Source organism: Vibrio sp. 99-70-13A1 (assembly GCF_013114625.1).
Lineage (GTDB): Bacteria > Pseudomonadota > Gammaproteobacteria > Enterobacterales > Vibrionaceae > Vibrio.
In genome coordinates, this window is record NZ_VTXD01000001.1 from 361,866 (window position 1) to 378,342 (window position 16,477).

Annotated in this window: 19 protein-coding genes; all 19 read right to left on the reverse strand. The window is 42.2% G+C overall.

Annotated features, from left to right (window positions below; translation table 11 throughout):
* Nucleotides 1-40 precede the first annotated feature (40 nt).
* A complete protein-coding gene (gene ccmI / locus F0226_RS01580) occupies nucleotides 41-1,264 on the reverse strand; it encodes a c-type cytochrome biogenesis protein CcmI (RefSeq protein WP_171733975.1) in 1,224 nt (407 codons plus the stop codon).
* The gene (locus F0226_RS01585) at nucleotides 1,264-1,749 is read right to left on the reverse strand and encodes a cytochrome c-type biogenesis protein (RefSeq protein WP_171733976.1); all 486 of its coding nucleotides are present in this window, start codon (nucleotides 1,747-1,749) and stop codon (nucleotides 1,264-1,266) included. The genes ccmI and F0226_RS01585 overlap by 1 nt, the downstream gene beginning before the upstream one ends.
* Complete coding sequence (locus tag F0226_RS01590) at nucleotides 1,746-2,297, reverse strand: DsbE family thiol:disulfide interchange protein (RefSeq protein ID WP_171733977.1); 552 nt, start codon at nucleotides 2,295-2,297, stop codon at nucleotides 1,746-1,748. The genes F0226_RS01585 and F0226_RS01590 overlap by 4 nt, the downstream gene beginning before the upstream one ends.
* Nucleotides 2,298-4,271: a heme lyase CcmF/NrfE family subunit gene (locus F0226_RS01595; RefSeq protein WP_171733978.1), complete on the reverse strand. Its 1,974-nt coding sequence runs from the start codon at nucleotides 4,269-4,271 to the stop codon at nucleotides 2,298-2,300.
* The gene (gene ccmE, locus F0226_RS01600) at nucleotides 4,268-4,750 is read right to left on the reverse strand and encodes a cytochrome c maturation protein CcmE (protein ID WP_171733979.1); all 483 of its coding nucleotides are present in this window, start codon (nucleotides 4,748-4,750) and stop codon (nucleotides 4,268-4,270) included. The genes F0226_RS01595 and ccmE overlap by 4 nt, the downstream gene beginning before the upstream one ends.
* Nucleotides 4,747-4,953, reverse strand: coding sequence for a heme exporter protein CcmD (ccmD, locus tag F0226_RS01605; RefSeq protein WP_171733980.1), 207 nt, complete (start codon nucleotides 4,951-4,953; stop codon nucleotides 4,747-4,749). Before ccmD ends, ccmE begins: the two co-directional genes overlap by 4 nt.
* A gap of 11 nt (nucleotides 4,954-4,964) precedes the next feature.
* Complete coding sequence (locus F0226_RS01610; protein ID WP_171733981.1) at nucleotides 4,965-5,708, reverse strand: heme ABC transporter permease; 744 nt, start codon at nucleotides 5,706-5,708, stop codon at nucleotides 4,965-4,967.
* 126 nt (nucleotides 5,709-5,834) lie between these two features.
* Complete coding sequence (ccmB, locus tag F0226_RS01615) at nucleotides 5,835-6,503, reverse strand: heme exporter protein CcmB (RefSeq protein ID WP_171733982.1); 669 nt, start codon at nucleotides 6,501-6,503, stop codon at nucleotides 5,835-5,837.
* Between the two features lies 1 nt (nucleotide 6,504).
* The gene (gene ccmA, locus F0226_RS01620; protein WP_171733983.1) at nucleotides 6,505-7,122 is read right to left on the reverse strand and encodes a cytochrome c biogenesis heme-transporting ATPase CcmA; all 618 of its coding nucleotides are present in this window, start codon (nucleotides 7,120-7,122) and stop codon (nucleotides 6,505-6,507) included.
* A 276-nt stretch (nucleotides 7,123-7,398) separates the two neighbouring features.
* Nucleotides 7,399-7,905 carry a DUF2802 domain-containing protein gene (locus F0226_RS01625; RefSeq protein ID WP_171733984.1) on the reverse strand — a complete coding sequence of 169 codons (507 nt, stop codon included), beginning with the start codon at nucleotides 7,903-7,905 and terminating at the stop codon, nucleotides 7,399-7,401.
* The gene (locus F0226_RS01630; RefSeq protein ID WP_137372322.1) at nucleotides 7,905-8,390 is read right to left on the reverse strand and encodes a chemotaxis protein CheW; all 486 of its coding nucleotides are present in this window, start codon (nucleotides 8,388-8,390) and stop codon (nucleotides 7,905-7,907) included. The genes F0226_RS01625 and F0226_RS01630 overlap by 1 nt, the downstream gene beginning before the upstream one ends.
* A 35-nt stretch (nucleotides 8,391-8,425) precedes the next feature.
* Nucleotides 8,426-9,529, reverse strand: a complete 1,104-nt coding sequence (locus tag F0226_RS01635; protein WP_171733985.1) for a chemotaxis protein CheW — start codon at nucleotides 9,527-9,529, stop codon at nucleotides 8,426-8,428.
* Entirely contained in the window at nucleotides 9,516-10,298 is a 783-nt protein-coding gene (locus F0226_RS01640) for a ParA family protein (RefSeq protein ID WP_171733986.1), read from the reverse strand. The genes F0226_RS01635 and F0226_RS01640 overlap by 14 nt, the downstream gene beginning before the upstream one ends.
* A 9-nt stretch (nucleotides 10,299-10,307) precedes the next feature.
* Complete coding sequence (locus tag F0226_RS01645; protein ID WP_171733987.1) at nucleotides 10,308-11,402, reverse strand: chemotaxis response regulator protein-glutamate methylesterase; 1,095 nt, start codon at nucleotides 11,400-11,402, stop codon at nucleotides 10,308-10,310.
* A 12-nt stretch (nucleotides 11,403-11,414) separates the two neighbouring features.
* Nucleotides 11,415-13,598 carry a chemotaxis protein CheA gene (locus F0226_RS01650; RefSeq protein WP_171733988.1) on the reverse strand — a complete coding sequence of 728 codons (2,184 nt, stop codon included), beginning with the start codon at nucleotides 13,596-13,598 and terminating at the stop codon, nucleotides 11,415-11,417.
* A 9-nt stretch (nucleotides 13,599-13,607) separates the two neighbouring features.
* Nucleotides 13,608-14,345 (reverse strand): protein phosphatase CheZ, encoded by a 738-nt coding sequence (locus F0226_RS01655; protein ID WP_171733989.1) that lies wholly within the window; start codon nucleotides 14,343-14,345, stop codon nucleotides 13,608-13,610.
* A 106-nt stretch (nucleotides 14,346-14,451) separates the two neighbouring features.
* Complete coding sequence (gene cheY / locus F0226_RS01660) at nucleotides 14,452-14,820, reverse strand: chemotaxis response regulator CheY (RefSeq protein WP_012603445.1); 369 nt, start codon at nucleotides 14,818-14,820, stop codon at nucleotides 14,452-14,454.
* A 42-nt stretch (nucleotides 14,821-14,862) separates the two neighbouring features.
* On the reverse strand, nucleotides 14,863-15,597 hold the full coding sequence (locus F0226_RS01665; RefSeq protein ID WP_171733990.1) for an RNA polymerase sigma factor FliA: 735 nt from the start codon (nucleotides 15,595-15,597) through the stop codon (nucleotides 14,863-14,865).
* Nucleotides 15,590-16,477, reverse strand: a complete 888-nt coding sequence (locus F0226_RS01670; RefSeq protein ID WP_137372315.1) for a MinD/ParA family protein — start codon at nucleotides 16,475-16,477, stop codon at nucleotides 15,590-15,592. Before F0226_RS01670 ends, F0226_RS01665 begins: the two co-directional genes overlap by 8 nt.

Sequence of the window (16,477 nt, forward strand, 5' to 3'; positions counted from 1 at the left end):
ATACCGTTTCGATAGGAATCGGAATGCTTACGGCTTAATACTATTGATATTGTTTCTCAATAATAACGGTTACTGGTGCACCAAGTTCTACAACTTCGCTTTCACCGTACCAATCAGCATCACGTGTAGCAACATTACCATCACTGTCTAACCTTGCTCTAACCATTAAAGTATCTAAGCTAGAAAGGTTACGACCTTGCATCATGCTGTTTCCGTCATCCAACACAACCGTGCGAGGAAAACTGCCAAGCGGGTAACGAGCAGCAGCAATAGGCATTGGCGAGCCATCTGCACTATGAACTGATACGATTAACACTGACTCAGGCGAAGCATTCACTTGATCAGATAGCGTTAATGTCACTGCAACACTTTTACCAGCTACCGCGTTTTCTGCTGGGCTCATTTTCTTTTTCGCACTTTCAATACTTCGAGCCAACATTTCATAACGGCTGTCTTCTGGACCAATCATCTGTTGCATGATGCTCCAGTATTTAGCAGCGCCAGCGTAGTCTTGTCTTTCAAAAGCATCAAAAGCCAATAAAGAGAACACTCGAATATCAACGTAATCGTTTTTGATCAAACGGCTCAGTAATAAACGGGCTTCATTTTGTTCAGCTTCATCTTGAGACAGCATTAATGCTTGCGCGTAACCAAGTTGAACGTCTTTATTTTCAGGTTCTAGCTTGTATGCTCTCGCCATTGCATCAATTGCAGTCCCGGCATCACGATTTGCTAAGGCAATACGACCGAGTAATAACCAACCAGTTGAATCTTTTGGCTGGTAATGAAGACGAGTACGAAGCGCTAGAGTTAAGTCTTCTAATTCATCATCACTTAGTACATCACCATTTCCCGACATTAGTTTTTTAGACAATGCAGGTAAGTTAGAGCTCACTTCTTGCCAATGAAGGACTTTATCCGCCGCTCCGAACTTGTAGTACATACCGTAAGAAATCAACACAACTAAAAGTATTGAAGGTACAAGTACTCCAACAATAGAAGTTTTTGTTTTCTGCTGTTTAACTTCTGCTGGAATATCATCAAGCAGTGATTGTTTTAGATCGGCAATCAGGTCTTGTTGGTTTTCCACCAAACCTTCAGCCGCTTCTACTTCAAGTTCTGACAAGCGATCTTTATAGAAAGCTTTGTTCAATTCGTCGCGCAGTGCTTCATCGTTGTTCGCTTTTCTTTTCAAGAAAGGCACAGCAACCAAGGCAATTGCAGCTAGAGTTAGAACAACCGTAGAAATCCAAAAAAGGGTCATTATTCTTTATCTCCGTCGTTCTTCTCGTTTAGCAGTGCTTTTAAGCGAGCTTCTTTATCTTCATCCCAACTCTTTTTCGAGCCAGCAGTTTTTGCTTTGGTCTTACGGCTTCTCAATATGATCAAACCAAAACCTAAGATGATGACAGAAAAAGGACCGACCCAAAGAATAGATGTCGCTAGTGTCAGCGGCGGATTATAAGTCACAAAATTACCGTAACGAGCGATCATGTAATCAATAATCTCTTGCTCTGACTGCCCTTTTTTTGTCATTTCATATACTTTTTGGCGAAGATCTTGTGCGAGTTCCGCATTAGAGTCACCAATGGTATTGTTCTGACATTTAGGACAGCGCAGAGTGTTACTTAAGTCTTTAAATTGCTGCTCTTGATCTAGAGTATCGAACTCATACACTTCAATAGCTGCCGTTGCCGTAAAAGAAATAGCGAAAGTGGCAAGTAATGCGAATAAAGCACGTTTCATCATTTCGCTTCCTCCAACAACGCTTGGTACATTGGCTTCAAGGTTTCAGCCCAATTTGCAGGGTTTACATCCCCTACATGGCGGTAACGAACAATGCCATTTGCATCAATAAGAAAAGTCTCAGGTGCGCCATAAACGCCAAGATCTAAACCAAGCATGCCATCACCATCAAATAAGCTGATCAGATATGGGTTACCCAACTCATTTAACCAGCCCACAGCCTTAGTGCGATCATCTTTGTAGTTCAGACCGATGATCTTTACGCCTTCCGCAGATAGCTGGTTTAAGTATGAATGTTCTGCGTAACAAGTTGGGCACCAAGTCGCCCAAACGTTCAGTAGCAGAGGCTCACCTTTAAATACAGCTTGATCATACAACTTGCCAGGTTCTGCTAAGTCTTCTAATCGAAATTCAGGCACTTCTTTACCAATCAGGACGGATTCCAATTTGGTAGGATCATCCCCAGTTTGGTTACGAACCAGTTGCGTAGCAAATATGGCGGCGAGCACCATAAATGCAACCAGTGGGATAAATAGAATCTTCTTGTTCATTTATGCCTCCTGCTCTACTGCTTCTTGCTTTTTCGATGGTTTACGAAAACGGTAACGACGGTCAGTGATTGCAATAATGCCACCTAGAGACATAATGATTGAACCTGCCCAAATCCAGCGAACAAACGGTTTGTAGTAAATACGCACAGCCCAAGACTTGTTGTCGTCTAAACGTTCACCCATTGCAATATAAAGGTCACGAGTAACGCCTCTATCAATTGCCGCTTCTGTCATCATTGACTTAGCTGTTGTGTAAAAACGTTTTTCTGCATGCAATGTATTGATGTATTTACCTTCTTTAGTAACTTCAAAGTCAGCAATATAACCATCATAGTTAGGGCCGTCTTTATCTCGTACACCAGAGAAGTAGAAGTTGTATTCATTCAATTGGAAGTTTTCACCAGGCGCTAAACGTACATCTCTTTCGATACTGTAGTTTTGAACCATAGCAATACCAATAACAGCCACTGCCAAACCAAGGTGACCACACACCATAGCCCAATGGCTACGTTGCAATTTAGTCACGCCTTTCCAGAAAGTATGACGATGGGTTGCACGCTCATGTAACTCAAAACCGTGCATGGAAATGATCCAAATTGCCATCACCCAACCAGTGAAAGCAGTACCATTAAAGCGCTCAGCTAGAACTGTGATCAGCAGACCACCGAGTGTCAGTGAAACAACACCTGAAATAAGCATAGGTTTAACAAGCTTAGATAAGTTGTCACGCTTCCAACGGATCAGAGGACCGATACCCAACAAGAACGAGAATGGAATCATCAACCAGAAGAACAACATATCAAAGAATGGTGCGCCAATTGAAACGGAACCCAAACCAAGTTGTTTATGAACTAACGGCAGTAATGTACCCACTAATACAACGACAAGCGCAGCAATGAGTATGATGTTGTTTCCTAATAAAGCATTTTCTCTTGATACAAGATCAAAGTTACCACGCACACGGACTGCCGCGCCTTTTACAGCAAACAATAGTAGTGAGCCACCAATAACAAATACTAAGAAACCTAAGATAAACATGCCGCGAGCTGGATCTGACGCAAATGCGTGAACAGAAACCAAAATGCCCGAACGAACTAAGAACGTACCTAATAAACTTAATGAGAATGCTGAAAGAGCCAGTAATACTGTCCACGCCTTAAATGTACCGCGCTTTTCAGTTACCGCTAATGAGTGCATTAGTGCTGTACCAGCTAACCAAGGCATGAAAGATGCGTTTTCTACTGGATCCCAGAACCACCAGCCACCCCAGCCAAGTTCATAATATGCCCACCATGAACCAAGAGAGATACCTAGCGTTAGGAATAACCACGCAGCGATTGTCCAAGGGCGAGACCAGCGAGCCCATGCTGTATCTAATCGGCCGCTCATTAAAGAGGCAATAGCAAAAGAGAACGCTACAGAAAAACCAACATACCCCATGTAAAGCATTGGTGGGTGAATGATTAAACCTGGATCTTGTAGAAGCGGGTTTAAGTCACGACCATCAACTGGGAAGAATGGAAGAGTACGTAGGAATGGGTTAGAAGTAACGATGATGAACAGTAAAAACCCTACTGTGATCAAACCCATAATTGCCAATACGCGAGCAACCGATTCTTGCGGCATTCCGCGGCTAAAGGTAGCAACGGCAACAGTCCAACCCGCTTGGATAAGAACCCAAAGCAGTAATGAACCTTCATGAGCCCCCCAAACTGCAGTAATTCTGTAATACCAAGGTAATTGGCTATTAGAGTTACTTGCTACGTATTGAACAGTAAAGTCGTTGGTATAAAAGGCATAACACAAAATGACAAACGACACAGCTAAGAATAGGAACATACCCCAAGACAAAGGTCTTGCGGTGTTCATTAGCATTGTGTTGTTTTTCGCTGCGCCATACAAAGGTAAAACGCTTAATAATAATGCCAACCCTAATGATAGGATCATGGCAAAATGGCCGACCTCAACGATCATTCATATGCTCCTTTTGTTTGCTCTTCTGAATATTGCAGAGGCTCATGGGTTTTCTTCATGGCTTCAGCAACTTCAGATGGCATGTATTCTTCATCATGCTTAGCAAGTACTTCGAATGCTTCGATAGTTGTGGCGTCTTTTAATACACCTTGAGCGACAATACCCTGCCCTTCACGAAATAGATCAGGAAGAATGCCATCGTAAGTAATAGTAACTTTGGGACCAATATCAGCTAAATCAAAACTTACGCGTAAAGATTCTTGGTCACGTTTCACTGAACCTACAACAACCATTCCGCCAATGCGTAGACGCTGCCCTACTTCAGGTTTCTTACCATCTTTACCGTTTACAAGCTCAGTCGGTGTGTAGAACAAATCCATGTTCTGGTTAAGTGCATAGACCATTAAACCAATTGTCGCACTGATACCAAAAAAGATTGCTAGTACTATGCCTAACCTCTTTTTACGTCTCGGATTCATAGAGTGTTCTCCATATTTTTCGCTGCATCAATTCGCTCTTGGCGATCGACTTTTGCTTGTACTTCATTGAGTAGTTGTTTTCCACGACGCATGCTTACAATCATAAGAATGAACATCGATAAAAAGGTAATTCCAAACGCGCTCCATACATAAGAGGCATAGCCTCCCATTGCAAAGAAATCACTCAGGGATTCAAAATACATAATAATCTACCTTACTGTGCTTTTTCAGCGGCAAGTTTACGGACCCAAGGTCTATGGCTTTCTTTACAGATAATTTCGTTACGAAAACGAACCATAGTGAGAGCTCCGAAGAAGAAGGCAAAACCAAAGATATTAAGCAGTAATGGCCATAACATATCAGATGAAATAGAAGGCTGATCAAACTTGGTGATTGTTGCGCCTTGGTGAAGCGTATTCCACCATTCAACTGAGAAATGAATAATAGGTAGGTTAATCACACCAACGATCGCAAGAATGCCTGCGGCTTTCGCGGCTGTCTTTTGGTCATCAAATGCGTGGTGTAAAGCAATCACACCAAGGTATAAGAATAAAAGAATAAGTTCAGAAGTTAGCCGTGCATCCCATACCCACCATGCACCCCACATTGGTTTACCCCAAACAGCGCCAGTTAATAACGCAATAAAGGTAAATACCGCACCAATAGGCGCCATTGCAAGAGCTGCCATATCAGATAAGCGAACTTGCCAAACAAGCCCAATGAAAGCCGCAATTGCCATAGACATATATACGCCCATAGACCAAATTGCAGATGGAACATGGATATAAATGATTCTAAAGCTATCGCCTTGTTGATAGTCCGAAGGAGCAAATGCTAAGCCCCAAACCGTACCTACAGATAGGCAGAATAACGCTAGAATTGAAAACCATGGCAGAAGTTTACCAGCGAGCTGGTATGAAGCCTCTGCTTTGGCGTAGGGATGTAGCCATTTCCACATTATATGTTCTCACTCTTACTTCATATTGCTCACAACAACTATTAGCTGTGATTATTATTATTTTGTATTTGCTTATTTACCGGACTCTATGAGTTAGGTAAGTGTAATAAGTTCACTATCTAAAAATTAATTCACACTGACTCGTAGAGCTGCGCTTATCGCAAATGGGGTTAGAGTCATCGCACCCATAAACATTGCTCCTAAAATGGCAAGTTGCCCATCATAAGCGACCCCTAAAGCTGCAGCATCTATCGCTGATGTTGCAAATATAAGTATAGGGATATAAAGAGGAAGTATTAACAGGCTTAACAACACTCCACCTTTTTGTAAACCCACTGTTAAGGCAACACCAATCGCACCAATAAAGCTTAATGCCGGAGTACCAACTAATAAAGTTAAGACAACCGCTAACCAAGTGTCGAAGTCTAACGATAAGAGCACAGCCAGTAGTGGACTAATTAAAATCAAGGGTAACCCAGTCAATAACCAGTGCGCTATGACTTTGGACAAGACGACCAACTGCAACGGGATGGGCATAAGCATCATCTGCTCAAGCGAACCATCTTGAAAATCATCACGAAATAACCGTTCTAAAGACAATAAAGCCGACAATAAAGCTGCCACCCATACGATACCAGCCGCGATACGAGCTAGTAAGTTTGGCTCAGGTCCAATACTTAGAGGGAATAAAGTTATGACGATGATAAAAAACCACAGTGGGTTAAAAATATCAGCTTGACGGCGAAAGGCGATAAGTAGCTCGCGTCGAATAATTGTGGTCATTGATGAAATCATGTTACTCACCCAACTTTATTTTTCGAAGTTTCGGGCTATCGGCAAACATATCTTGGTGAGTTGTTAATAAAACAATACCACCGTTATCAGCATGTTTAGAAAAAAGCGACTCCAATACTTTCACACCCTGTTTATCTATTGCAGTCAGTGGCTCATCCAAAACCCAGAGCATTTGATTGCTCAACCATAAACGAGCGAGAGCCACGCGGCGTTGCTGCCCTGCGGATAACTGCCCTGCTGGCACATCTTCCCTTCCCGCTAAGCCCACTTGAGCCAATGCTCCATAGATATCATCTTTCGTTGCATTGACATTATGGATAGATTGATAAAAGCGTAAGTTTTCAAATGCGCTTAACTCTCGCTTTACACCGGTTTGGTGCCCTAAAAATAATAGGTTTTGGTGGTAAGCATCACGATTAGACTGAATTGATTCACCATCCCAATAAATTGAGCCTTCATCTCGGTCACCTAAGCCCGCAATAATCCTGAGAAGTGTTGTCTTCCCCGTACCATTCCTTCCTTCAACTTGAACGAGCTCACCCGATTTCAGTTGAAAAGAAAGTGATTCAAAAAGAACCCTTTCATCACGAATTGCAGTTAAGTTGGTGACTTCTAACATAGGTAGTTTGGTCTAATCTGTAGGTAAATTGGATCTTATAATAAGTGGGCTATAGTAACACAGCACTTAAGGGACAAAATAGGATTAGGTCTTTACGAAACAACAATCTCGGTAAGAAACTGTAACTACACCATCACAATTTACATATTTTCTCTTATTTAAAGGAACAGCTACTGATACATATACTTATAAACATCGTTCTATAAATAGTGACTTACAGAAACAAAAAAAGAAGCCGAAGCTTCTTAATTTTAGAATTAATATAGGTAACCGTAGCTAGCGTCGCTGAGGTTTTCTTCTATCCGGATGAAGAGACCTTTCATGATGTGGTGAAGGATCGCTGCGTAACGGTGGAACCTTTTCTTTTCCCGCCAGCTTATTCTGTAATGACATCATCAATTCAGCTTCAGCCTTTGGTAATTCGCATTCCTCAATAAGCTCATTAATACCAGCACCAAGTTGCACCATCTTAGTCGCTCTTGTATAAAGCCGACCGTCAGTGTCTACATGTTCAAGCTCAACAATTCGTTCGCTAAGATGTTTAATAACATCTTCTTGCTCTGTCACTTTTTGGCCTAAGCCAATGACAACAGAGCGAACTTCTAAAAGCTGTTTGCTTGATTTTTGAAGTTCTTTTTCAATGTTTCGAACGTGCAATCGAGATTGATCTACTTGCTTCTGGATAACATTTTTAACACGGGTCAATAACCCGATAAGAAGCAAGGTAATCAACCCTGCTCCAATCAACAATAAAGCAGGGCTTATTTGAAATGCATCAAACATTATAGGTGAGCCATCTCATCCCATTCGTCTTCGCTTAATAACTTGTTAAGGTCGACTAGAATAAGTAGTTTGCCGTCTCGGTTGCTTACACCTTGGATGAACTTAGCGCTTTCATCAGTACCAACGCTTGGCGTTGTATCGATTTCAGAAGAACGTAAATACACAACTTCAGCTACGCTATCAACAAGAATACCAATAACTTGACGCTCAGATTCAATCACAATAATACGAGTATTATCAGTGATCTCACCTTGCATTAGACCAAAGCGAGAGCGAGTATCAATAACAGTGACAACATTACCACGCAGGTTGATAATCCCTAGTACATAGTCAGGAGCGCCAGGTACAGGAGCAATTTCGCTATAACGTAATACTTCACGAACTTGCATTACATTGATGCCGTAAGTTTCCTCTTCTAGTTGAAAAGTTACCCACTGAAGCACTTCATCATTACCTTGATCTTTTCTTACTTCAACTTCGTTCATCTTTATTCCTCTTAATGTCGTGCCCGACTTATTTTTTAATCTAATGCTTTTACATCAAGCCCTGCATTAAGCATAGCTATTAATGCTTCAACGTGAATCAAAGCACACATTTTTTCCTTTACCATACCAGCGAGCCATGGACGCTTACCTGCCATTTCTCGCCAACGTACTTTATCTGTATTCAGTAGCTCGGTACCTTTGAGTTCAGTGCTTGCCAAACCCCATAAGCTCTCACCAAGCATAACGATGTATTGGTACTTTTCTTTGTACTCATCATCCGTTAATTTTTCTGGCATTACCCACTTTGCAGTATCTACCACATCAAGCTGATTATCTTTATTGGTCTGAAGACCAAGATACCATTTAGGTCTACCAATCAAATGACTCAAATCACCAAGTTGGTGAATACCACCTAGTTCATCTAAAGGAACAGCAAATGTAACGCCATTCACATCAAAATAGAGTACTTGGAAATCTTCACTGCGGATTGTGCTCTTCCAAGAGCCTAAATCACTGCCACCACTTTGTGTCTGCAATTCTATTTCTGGTTGGCTTGGTGCTTCAATCTCTTTTTCTTCAATATCTTGGTCATCAATAGCCGGAGTATCTTCAGCTATTGATGCAGCAGCAGATAGAGCTTGTTGAGCCCATAACGCTTCATCCGATATTCTTGGTTCTGGTTCTGGTTCTGGTAAATCCCAGCCCTGAATTTCTTCTTCAACAATCGCAGTATCATTAACAGGAATAGATTCTGGAACTGCTTCTTCCGCCTTCAAAGCTATCTGCTGAGTATTTCTATCCATGACTTCATCGAGGTTTAATTCTTCCACGATGTTAGTCGATTCCAATTGACTTAGAAGCTTTTGGACATCTTCTAAGTTTGGAACTTCAAATTCTTGAGCCCTAAGTTCAGCATACGTTGAAAACGTTTTAGGCTGAGGTTGTGGCTCTGGCTCTGGCTCTGGCTCTGGCTCTGGCTCTGGCTCTGGCTCTGGCTCTGGCTCTGGCTCTGCAGATGATAAGCCATCCACTTGATTAACAAGCTGATTTTCTTCGTCAAACTCAGGCGTATCATCTAATAATGCAGTGAAGTAATCATCAAGAGCTTGTTCGCCAGATAAACTGTTAGTGATGCTCATTTATCGCCAACCTCTCAAGGTAAATAAGCAATTGTTTATACGCAAACACTCCACGACTACCAGATGCAAAATGAGAAGCTGGCAGCCTTTTTAAACTGGCATCTCTAAATTTCGTATCTATTGGAACAGCTGAGGTCCAAACTTGGTCAGGATATTCTTGCTTTAACTGAGTCAGTGTTTGTAAAGAAGCCTTAGTTCGCTTGTCATACATAGTCGGGACGATGGTTACCTGAAAAGGTGACTTACGAGATTTCTGCATAATGGTAAGCGTTCTTATCATTCGCTCTAAACCTTTTAATGCCAAAAACTCTGTCTGAACAGGAATCAAAATTCGGTCACTGGCAGCCAAAGCATTAACCATCATCACACCTAAAACTGGCGGACAGTCGATCAATACATAGTCATACTCACCTTGCAGGGCTGTGATTGCTCTTTTTAGAATCAACCCCATACCGCTGCGATTACCCATTACACGATCAAGTGTTGCAAGTGACATGTGCGCTGGAATAATATCGATCCCTTCAACTTCCGTTTTTAAAGTAAGTGGCTTAACACTTTGCTTCGAAAATTCACGAATTTGAAAAAGATCAAATAAACTGGCTTCAACCGTATCTGAATCATAACCCAGATACGTAGTTAGTGATGCATGAGGGTCAGTATCCACAAGTAACACTCGGTGCCCTTTTTGGCTCAGTAAGCCAGCTAAGGTAACCGTTGTTGTGGTTTTACCAACACCACCTTTTTGGTTTGCAACACTCCAAACTATCATGCGCTATACCTACGATAATCCAACTTCAACAAGCATTCTTTCAGCAATTCGCTCTAATGGAAGATCTTCCGTTGAGATCCCCGCTTTCGCGACAGCTTGAGGCATACCGTAAACAACACAGCTTTCTTCGTCTTGTGCCCAGATGGTTGCTCCAGCAGATTTGAGCATTCGAGCACCTTCTCTACCGTCAGCTCCCATGCCGGTAAGCACCATAGATAAGACTTTATCGCCGTATATTTTCGCTGCAGAACCGAATGTTACATCAACACAAGGTTTATAGTTCATTCGTTCCCCGCCATCAAGAATACGAAGGCGTGAAGAACCCGCTCTGCCATCAACCATCATTTGTTTACCACCTGGAGCTAAATACGCAACACCAGGCTTTAATACATCACCATCTTGCGCTTCTTTCACTTCTATTTTACATAGAGTGTTCAGCCTGCTAGCAAAAGCAGCAGTAAAGGTTGCTGGCATATGCTGAATTAACACAATGGGATGTGGGTAATTAGCAGGTAAACGAGTCAGAATTTTTTGTAACGCAACCGGACCACCAGTCGATGTACCAATTGCAGTTAATTGATACTTTTTCCCTGATGCTCGATATTTAGCTTTAACCACTGATGCTGGTTTTGCCGTTGTCGCTGTTTGACGAACAGGCGCTGATGCAGTAGCAGCTGGACGAATTGGAGCTCGGCGCATCAATCCACGTTTAGAAGCGATTTCTAGAACTCGCTGCTGAAGTAAAACAACCGCATCGTCTCTATTTCGAGCGATATCCTCAAACTTCTTAGGTAAGAAGTCTAAAGCACCCGCATCTAGTGCATCTAGCGTTGCTTTTGCACCGTCATGAGTTAATGACGAAAACATCAAAATCGGAGTTGGGCAAGCAGCCATGATTTCACGAACAGCAGTAATACCGTCCATAACCGGCATCTCAATATCCATAGTAATAACATCAGGTTTGAGTTGCTTTGCTTTTTCTACTGCTTCTTTACCATTTACTGCAACATCTAGAACTTCTAGGCGAGCCTCTGAATTAATGATCTCACTTACGCGACGGCGAAAAAAGCTCGAATCATCAACGACTAATACTTTAATCGCCATATCTATCCTTAATTAAATTCTTGAAGCAGCTGCATACTGCTTTAGTAGATCAGGCACGTCTAAAATCAATGCAATGTGCCCGTCACTTGTAATTGTTGCGCCAGCCATACCAGGCGTTCCTTGCAACAAGTTATCTAAAGGTTTGATAACCACTTCTTCTTGACCAATCAAGGTATCAACCACAAATCCTACACGTTGACTACCAAGCTGAACAATAACAACATGCCCATGCCCTTTACGCAGTTCAATAGTGCCAGCTTGTGGCGCTAACCAATTTTGTAGATAAAATAGTGGGATCGATTTATCTCTAACAATGATAGTCAATTGCCCATCAACCACATTAGTGCGGCTTAAATCTAGATGGAAAATTTCATTAACAGATGCCAGTGGTAATGCAAACGGATGACCTGCTACACCTACCATTAGCGTTGGTAAAATAGCTAATGTCAGTGGAACCTTGATTGTAATCTTGGTGCCTTTACCTAGCTCTGAGTCGATATCAATAGAGCCATTTAACGTATTGATTGCTGTTTTAACAACATCCATACCAACACCACGACCAGAGATGTCTGAGATTTTTTCTTTACTAGAGAAGCCTGGAGCGAAAATTAAGTTGAAGCATTCTTTGTTTGATAAACGCGAAGCCGCGTCTTCATCCATAATCCCTCGTTTAACCGCAATCCCACGTAGCACATCTGGGTCCATACCACCACCATCGTCAACGATAGCAAGTTCAATATGGTCACCTTCTTGAGAAGCAGAAAGGATTACTTTACCTGTCCGTGACTTACCAACAGACAAGCGGTCTTCTGGCATTTCAATTCCGTGGTCAACCGAGTTACGAACCAAGTGAATAAGTGGATCGGCAAGAGCTTCTACTAAGTTCTTATCTAAATCAGTTTCTTCACCACGCATTTCAAGAACGATATCTTTTTTCAAGCTACGTGCTAAATCACGTACAACGCGAGGGAATCGTCCAAATACTTTCTTGATTGGTTGCATACGCGTTTTCATTACCGCGCCTTGCAAATCAGCCGTGACGACATCTAGATTAGAAACCGCTTTCGCCATTTCTTCATCATTACTATTTAGCCCCAAACTCACTAGACGGTTTCGAACCAAAACAAGCTCACCGACCATATTCATAATGGTATCAAGTGTTGAGGTGTCAACACGAACAGTAGCATCTGCTTGAGGTTTCTTAGCTGCCGGAGCCTTCGCTTCTTGCTTAGCTGGGGCTTTCGCTACTGGTTCAGCTTTTTTAGTTGCCGGTTTAGGAGCAGGTGCTGGCGCAGGAGGCGGTGTTGGTATAGAAGCCGCTGGTGTAGAAGGAGCAGGCGCGGCTGCAGGTTTTGTTGCAGCATCCAACTCTTCTATAGACGGACCGTTACCTGAACCATGTAATTGGTCAAGTAAGCTTTCAAATTCAGCATCAGTCATTAGATCATCACCAGCAAATGCAGAAGTAGCTGGCGGCGGTGTGACTGGAGGTGGTGGAGGTACATCATTAGATGTAGGGCTATTACCTGTACCATGCAGTTCATCGAGCAGTTTTTCGAACTCATCGTCCGTAATATCACCAGAATCGGACATTGTTGATACTGGTGCCGGGGCAGCAGGAGCTGCTGCTACTGCGGCATTTGGCGCTCCACCTTTACCGTGAAGTTCATCGAGTAACTTCTCAAATTCATCTTCAGAGATTTCATCAACGGACGATGCACTAATATTTGTTGCTTGTACAACGGGCTGGACTGGCTCTGGAGTCGGTACTGGGATTTCAGGAATCTCAACAGGTGCGTCAGCAGATTCAGGTTTGCATAAGCGATGAAGCTCATCAAGTAACTCTTGAGTCGCAGGAACCAGAGGCTCTCTATCTTGCACAGCTTGAAATTGAACGTTAATAGTATCGAGTGCCTGAAGCATCGTATCCATTAAACCAGCGGTTACACTTCGTTGACCATTTCGTAAAATGTCGAAGATATTTTCAGCGCCGTGACACGTATCAACCAGCTCAGTCAATGCTAAGAACCCAGCACCACCTTTCACCGTGTGGAAACCACGGAAAATTGCGTTTAATAACTCTTTATCATCAGGGTTATTTTCTAACTCTACTAACTGTTCTGATAGTAATTCTAGAATTTCTCCAGCTTCGACTAAAAAGTCCTGAAGAATGTCTTCATCTAATTCGTAGCTCATACGTTACCTTTAAAATCCGAGACTGGATAACAAATCATCGACTTCATCTTGTGATGCAACCGCATCTTCACGCTCTTCAGGGTTTAGAATTGGCCCTTCAGCTTCGATTGATGCTTTTTTCTCTGCGTCGGAATTCTGTTCTGATTGATTTGCCCCAAAGACAGTAAGGATCTCAACTAAGCGACCTTCGACTTCATTCACTAAGGTAATCACTTTAGTAATGATTTGCCCTGTTAAATCTTGGAAGTCTTGTGCCATTAAGATTTCGGTTAATTGCCCACGTAGCTCAGTACTATCACCTTCTACTTGGACCAATAACCCATCAATGCGGTGACATAGAGCTTTGAATTTAGCAAGCTCAATTCGACCGTGCATCAGTTCATTCCATTGAGGCCTAACTTGAAGTAAACACTCATGAAGGTTGTCTGCAATTGGCATACAACGATCGACTGCATCCATCGTTTTATTGGCTGCAATCTCTGTCTTATCTATGACGTATTGAAGGCGATCCCTTGCATCAGGAATTTCGTCATTCGCGATAACACTCATGCGATCGTCAAAGTTAAATTGAGTTAATGAGTCATGTAGATCACGAGTTAACGTACCTATCTCTTGAAGCATTGGATTATCTTGAAGGGTCGTATTATCACTACCTTCAACAATGCTTTTAACAAGAGAGTCCGCTTCTTGCTGCTCGTGATTTTCAAGCAACTGCACCAGTTTTTTTGCTTGTTCTAATGAAATCATCCTGATCAGGCCTTTCTCCGCATGTTTCTAACGCTTCTTAACTAAGCCAACACAAATGATGGTTTACAATTAATTAGGAAGCGCCTTGAAAACAAGTCTTCCGTGCTTATAAACGCTCGAAAATCTTGTCTAGTTTTTCTTTTAGTGTTGCAGCTGTAAATGGTTTGACAATATAGCCATTTACACCAGCTTGTGCTGCTTCAATAATTTGCTCACGCTTTGCTTCAGCAGTGATCATCAGAACAGGCAAGTGCTTAAGTTCAGCATCAGCACGAACGTGCTTTAGTAGGTCAATTCCTTGCATTCCTGGCATATTCCAGTCAGTTACTACGAAATCGAACTCACCTTTTTTAAGCATTGGTAGCGCAGTTAAACCATCATCCGCTTCTTGAGTATTATTAAAGCCCAAGTCGCGTAATAAGTTTTTAACAATACGGCGCATCGTTGAAAAGTCATCAACAATGAGAATTTTCATGTTTTTGTTCAAAATTGCCTCCACTGAGTAGAACCAGTGTTGTTAGTCGTTCTGAGTCCATGCACTTAGTTTAGTGCGTAGACGCTGCATAGATTGGCTTAATATTTGGCTGACACGAGATTCGCTGACACCTAATACTTCCCCAATCTCCTTCAAGTTTAATTCTTCATCATAGTAGAGCGAAAGTACTAAACCTTCACGCTCTGGAAGTTGTTTTATCGAATCAATTAATGCTTGGCGGAATGACTCATCGGCAACACCTTGAAAAGGGGCATTATCGTGTGAATCATCATTAGGAGATATCGCATCATCCGACACTCCTAAATCTTCAATTCCAACCAACCTAGAACAATTGATATCGGTAAGTGCACTGTGATATTGCTCAAGTGAAAGTCCCATGTGTTTTGCCACTTCGGCATCACTAGGGTCACGGTTGAGTACACCTTCAAGCTCTGAGATCGCGCTGCTAATTTCGCGATTATTCTTATGTACGGATCTCGGAACCCAATCTCCACGGCGGATGTCATCAAGCATCGCACCACGAATTCTTATACCAGCGTAAGTTTCAAAACTTGCACCCTTTGAGCCATCATAATTTTGTTGGGCTTCAATCAAACCAATCATTCCAGCTTGAATTAAATCATCAACTAATACGTTAGGCGGTAATCGCCCTAATAAATGATGAGCGATACGTTTAACCAACACAGAATACTTCTCAAAAAATGCCTGTTGGCTATTGAGATTTGCATGCTGATCATAAGTAAGCGCTTTATTCACCAAACGGTTCCTCTAAGAATTCATTACGGTTTAGCAATCTTTCTACAAAAAACTCCAAATGACCACTCGGTGTTTTCGGTATTGGCCAGGTTAAGGCTTTATTAGCTAAGGAGCTAATGGCCAACGCAGCTGGCGAACGAGGAAAAGCATCTACTACGATCTTTTGTCTCTTAACTGCTTGTCGTACTTTATCATCTAAAGGAATACATGCTACGAGTTCGAGGCTCACATTCAAGAAGCGCTCTGTGACCAAGGTCAACTTTGCAAATAATTCTCGACCTTCGCGGTAGCTTCTGACCATATTTGCAACAACTTTGAAGCGCTGCACCTGATGCTCTCGGCTTAATAACTTAATTAAAGCATAGGCATCAGTAATAGATGTAGGTTCATCACAAACAACAATAACGACATCTTGAGCGGCTCTTGAAAAGCTCACTACCATATCAGATATACCAGCTGCCGTGTCAATTAACAAGATGTCCATTTCATCTTCTAATGAACCAAATGCACGTATAAGACCAACGTGTTGAGCATGAGAAAGTTCCGTCATACTCTGAGCTCCAGAAGTCGCAGGTATGATTCGAATCCCATGAGGACCTTCAACAATTGCGTCTTTTAGCTCACATTCACCAGCCAGTACATGCCCTAAGTTACGTTTAGAACGAATACCTAGCATGACATCTACATTCGCTAATCCTAAATCAGCATCCAGAACCATAACCTTTTTACCTTGACGCGCCATACAAATGGCAAGCCCTAAGGTTACATTCGATTTACCGACACCGCCTTTACCACCAGTAACCGCAATTACTTTAGTAAGTGAAGGCTTCGTTAAGCGACGGAGGCCGCTAGCTTGATCATGTATCATATTTTGAGTCAT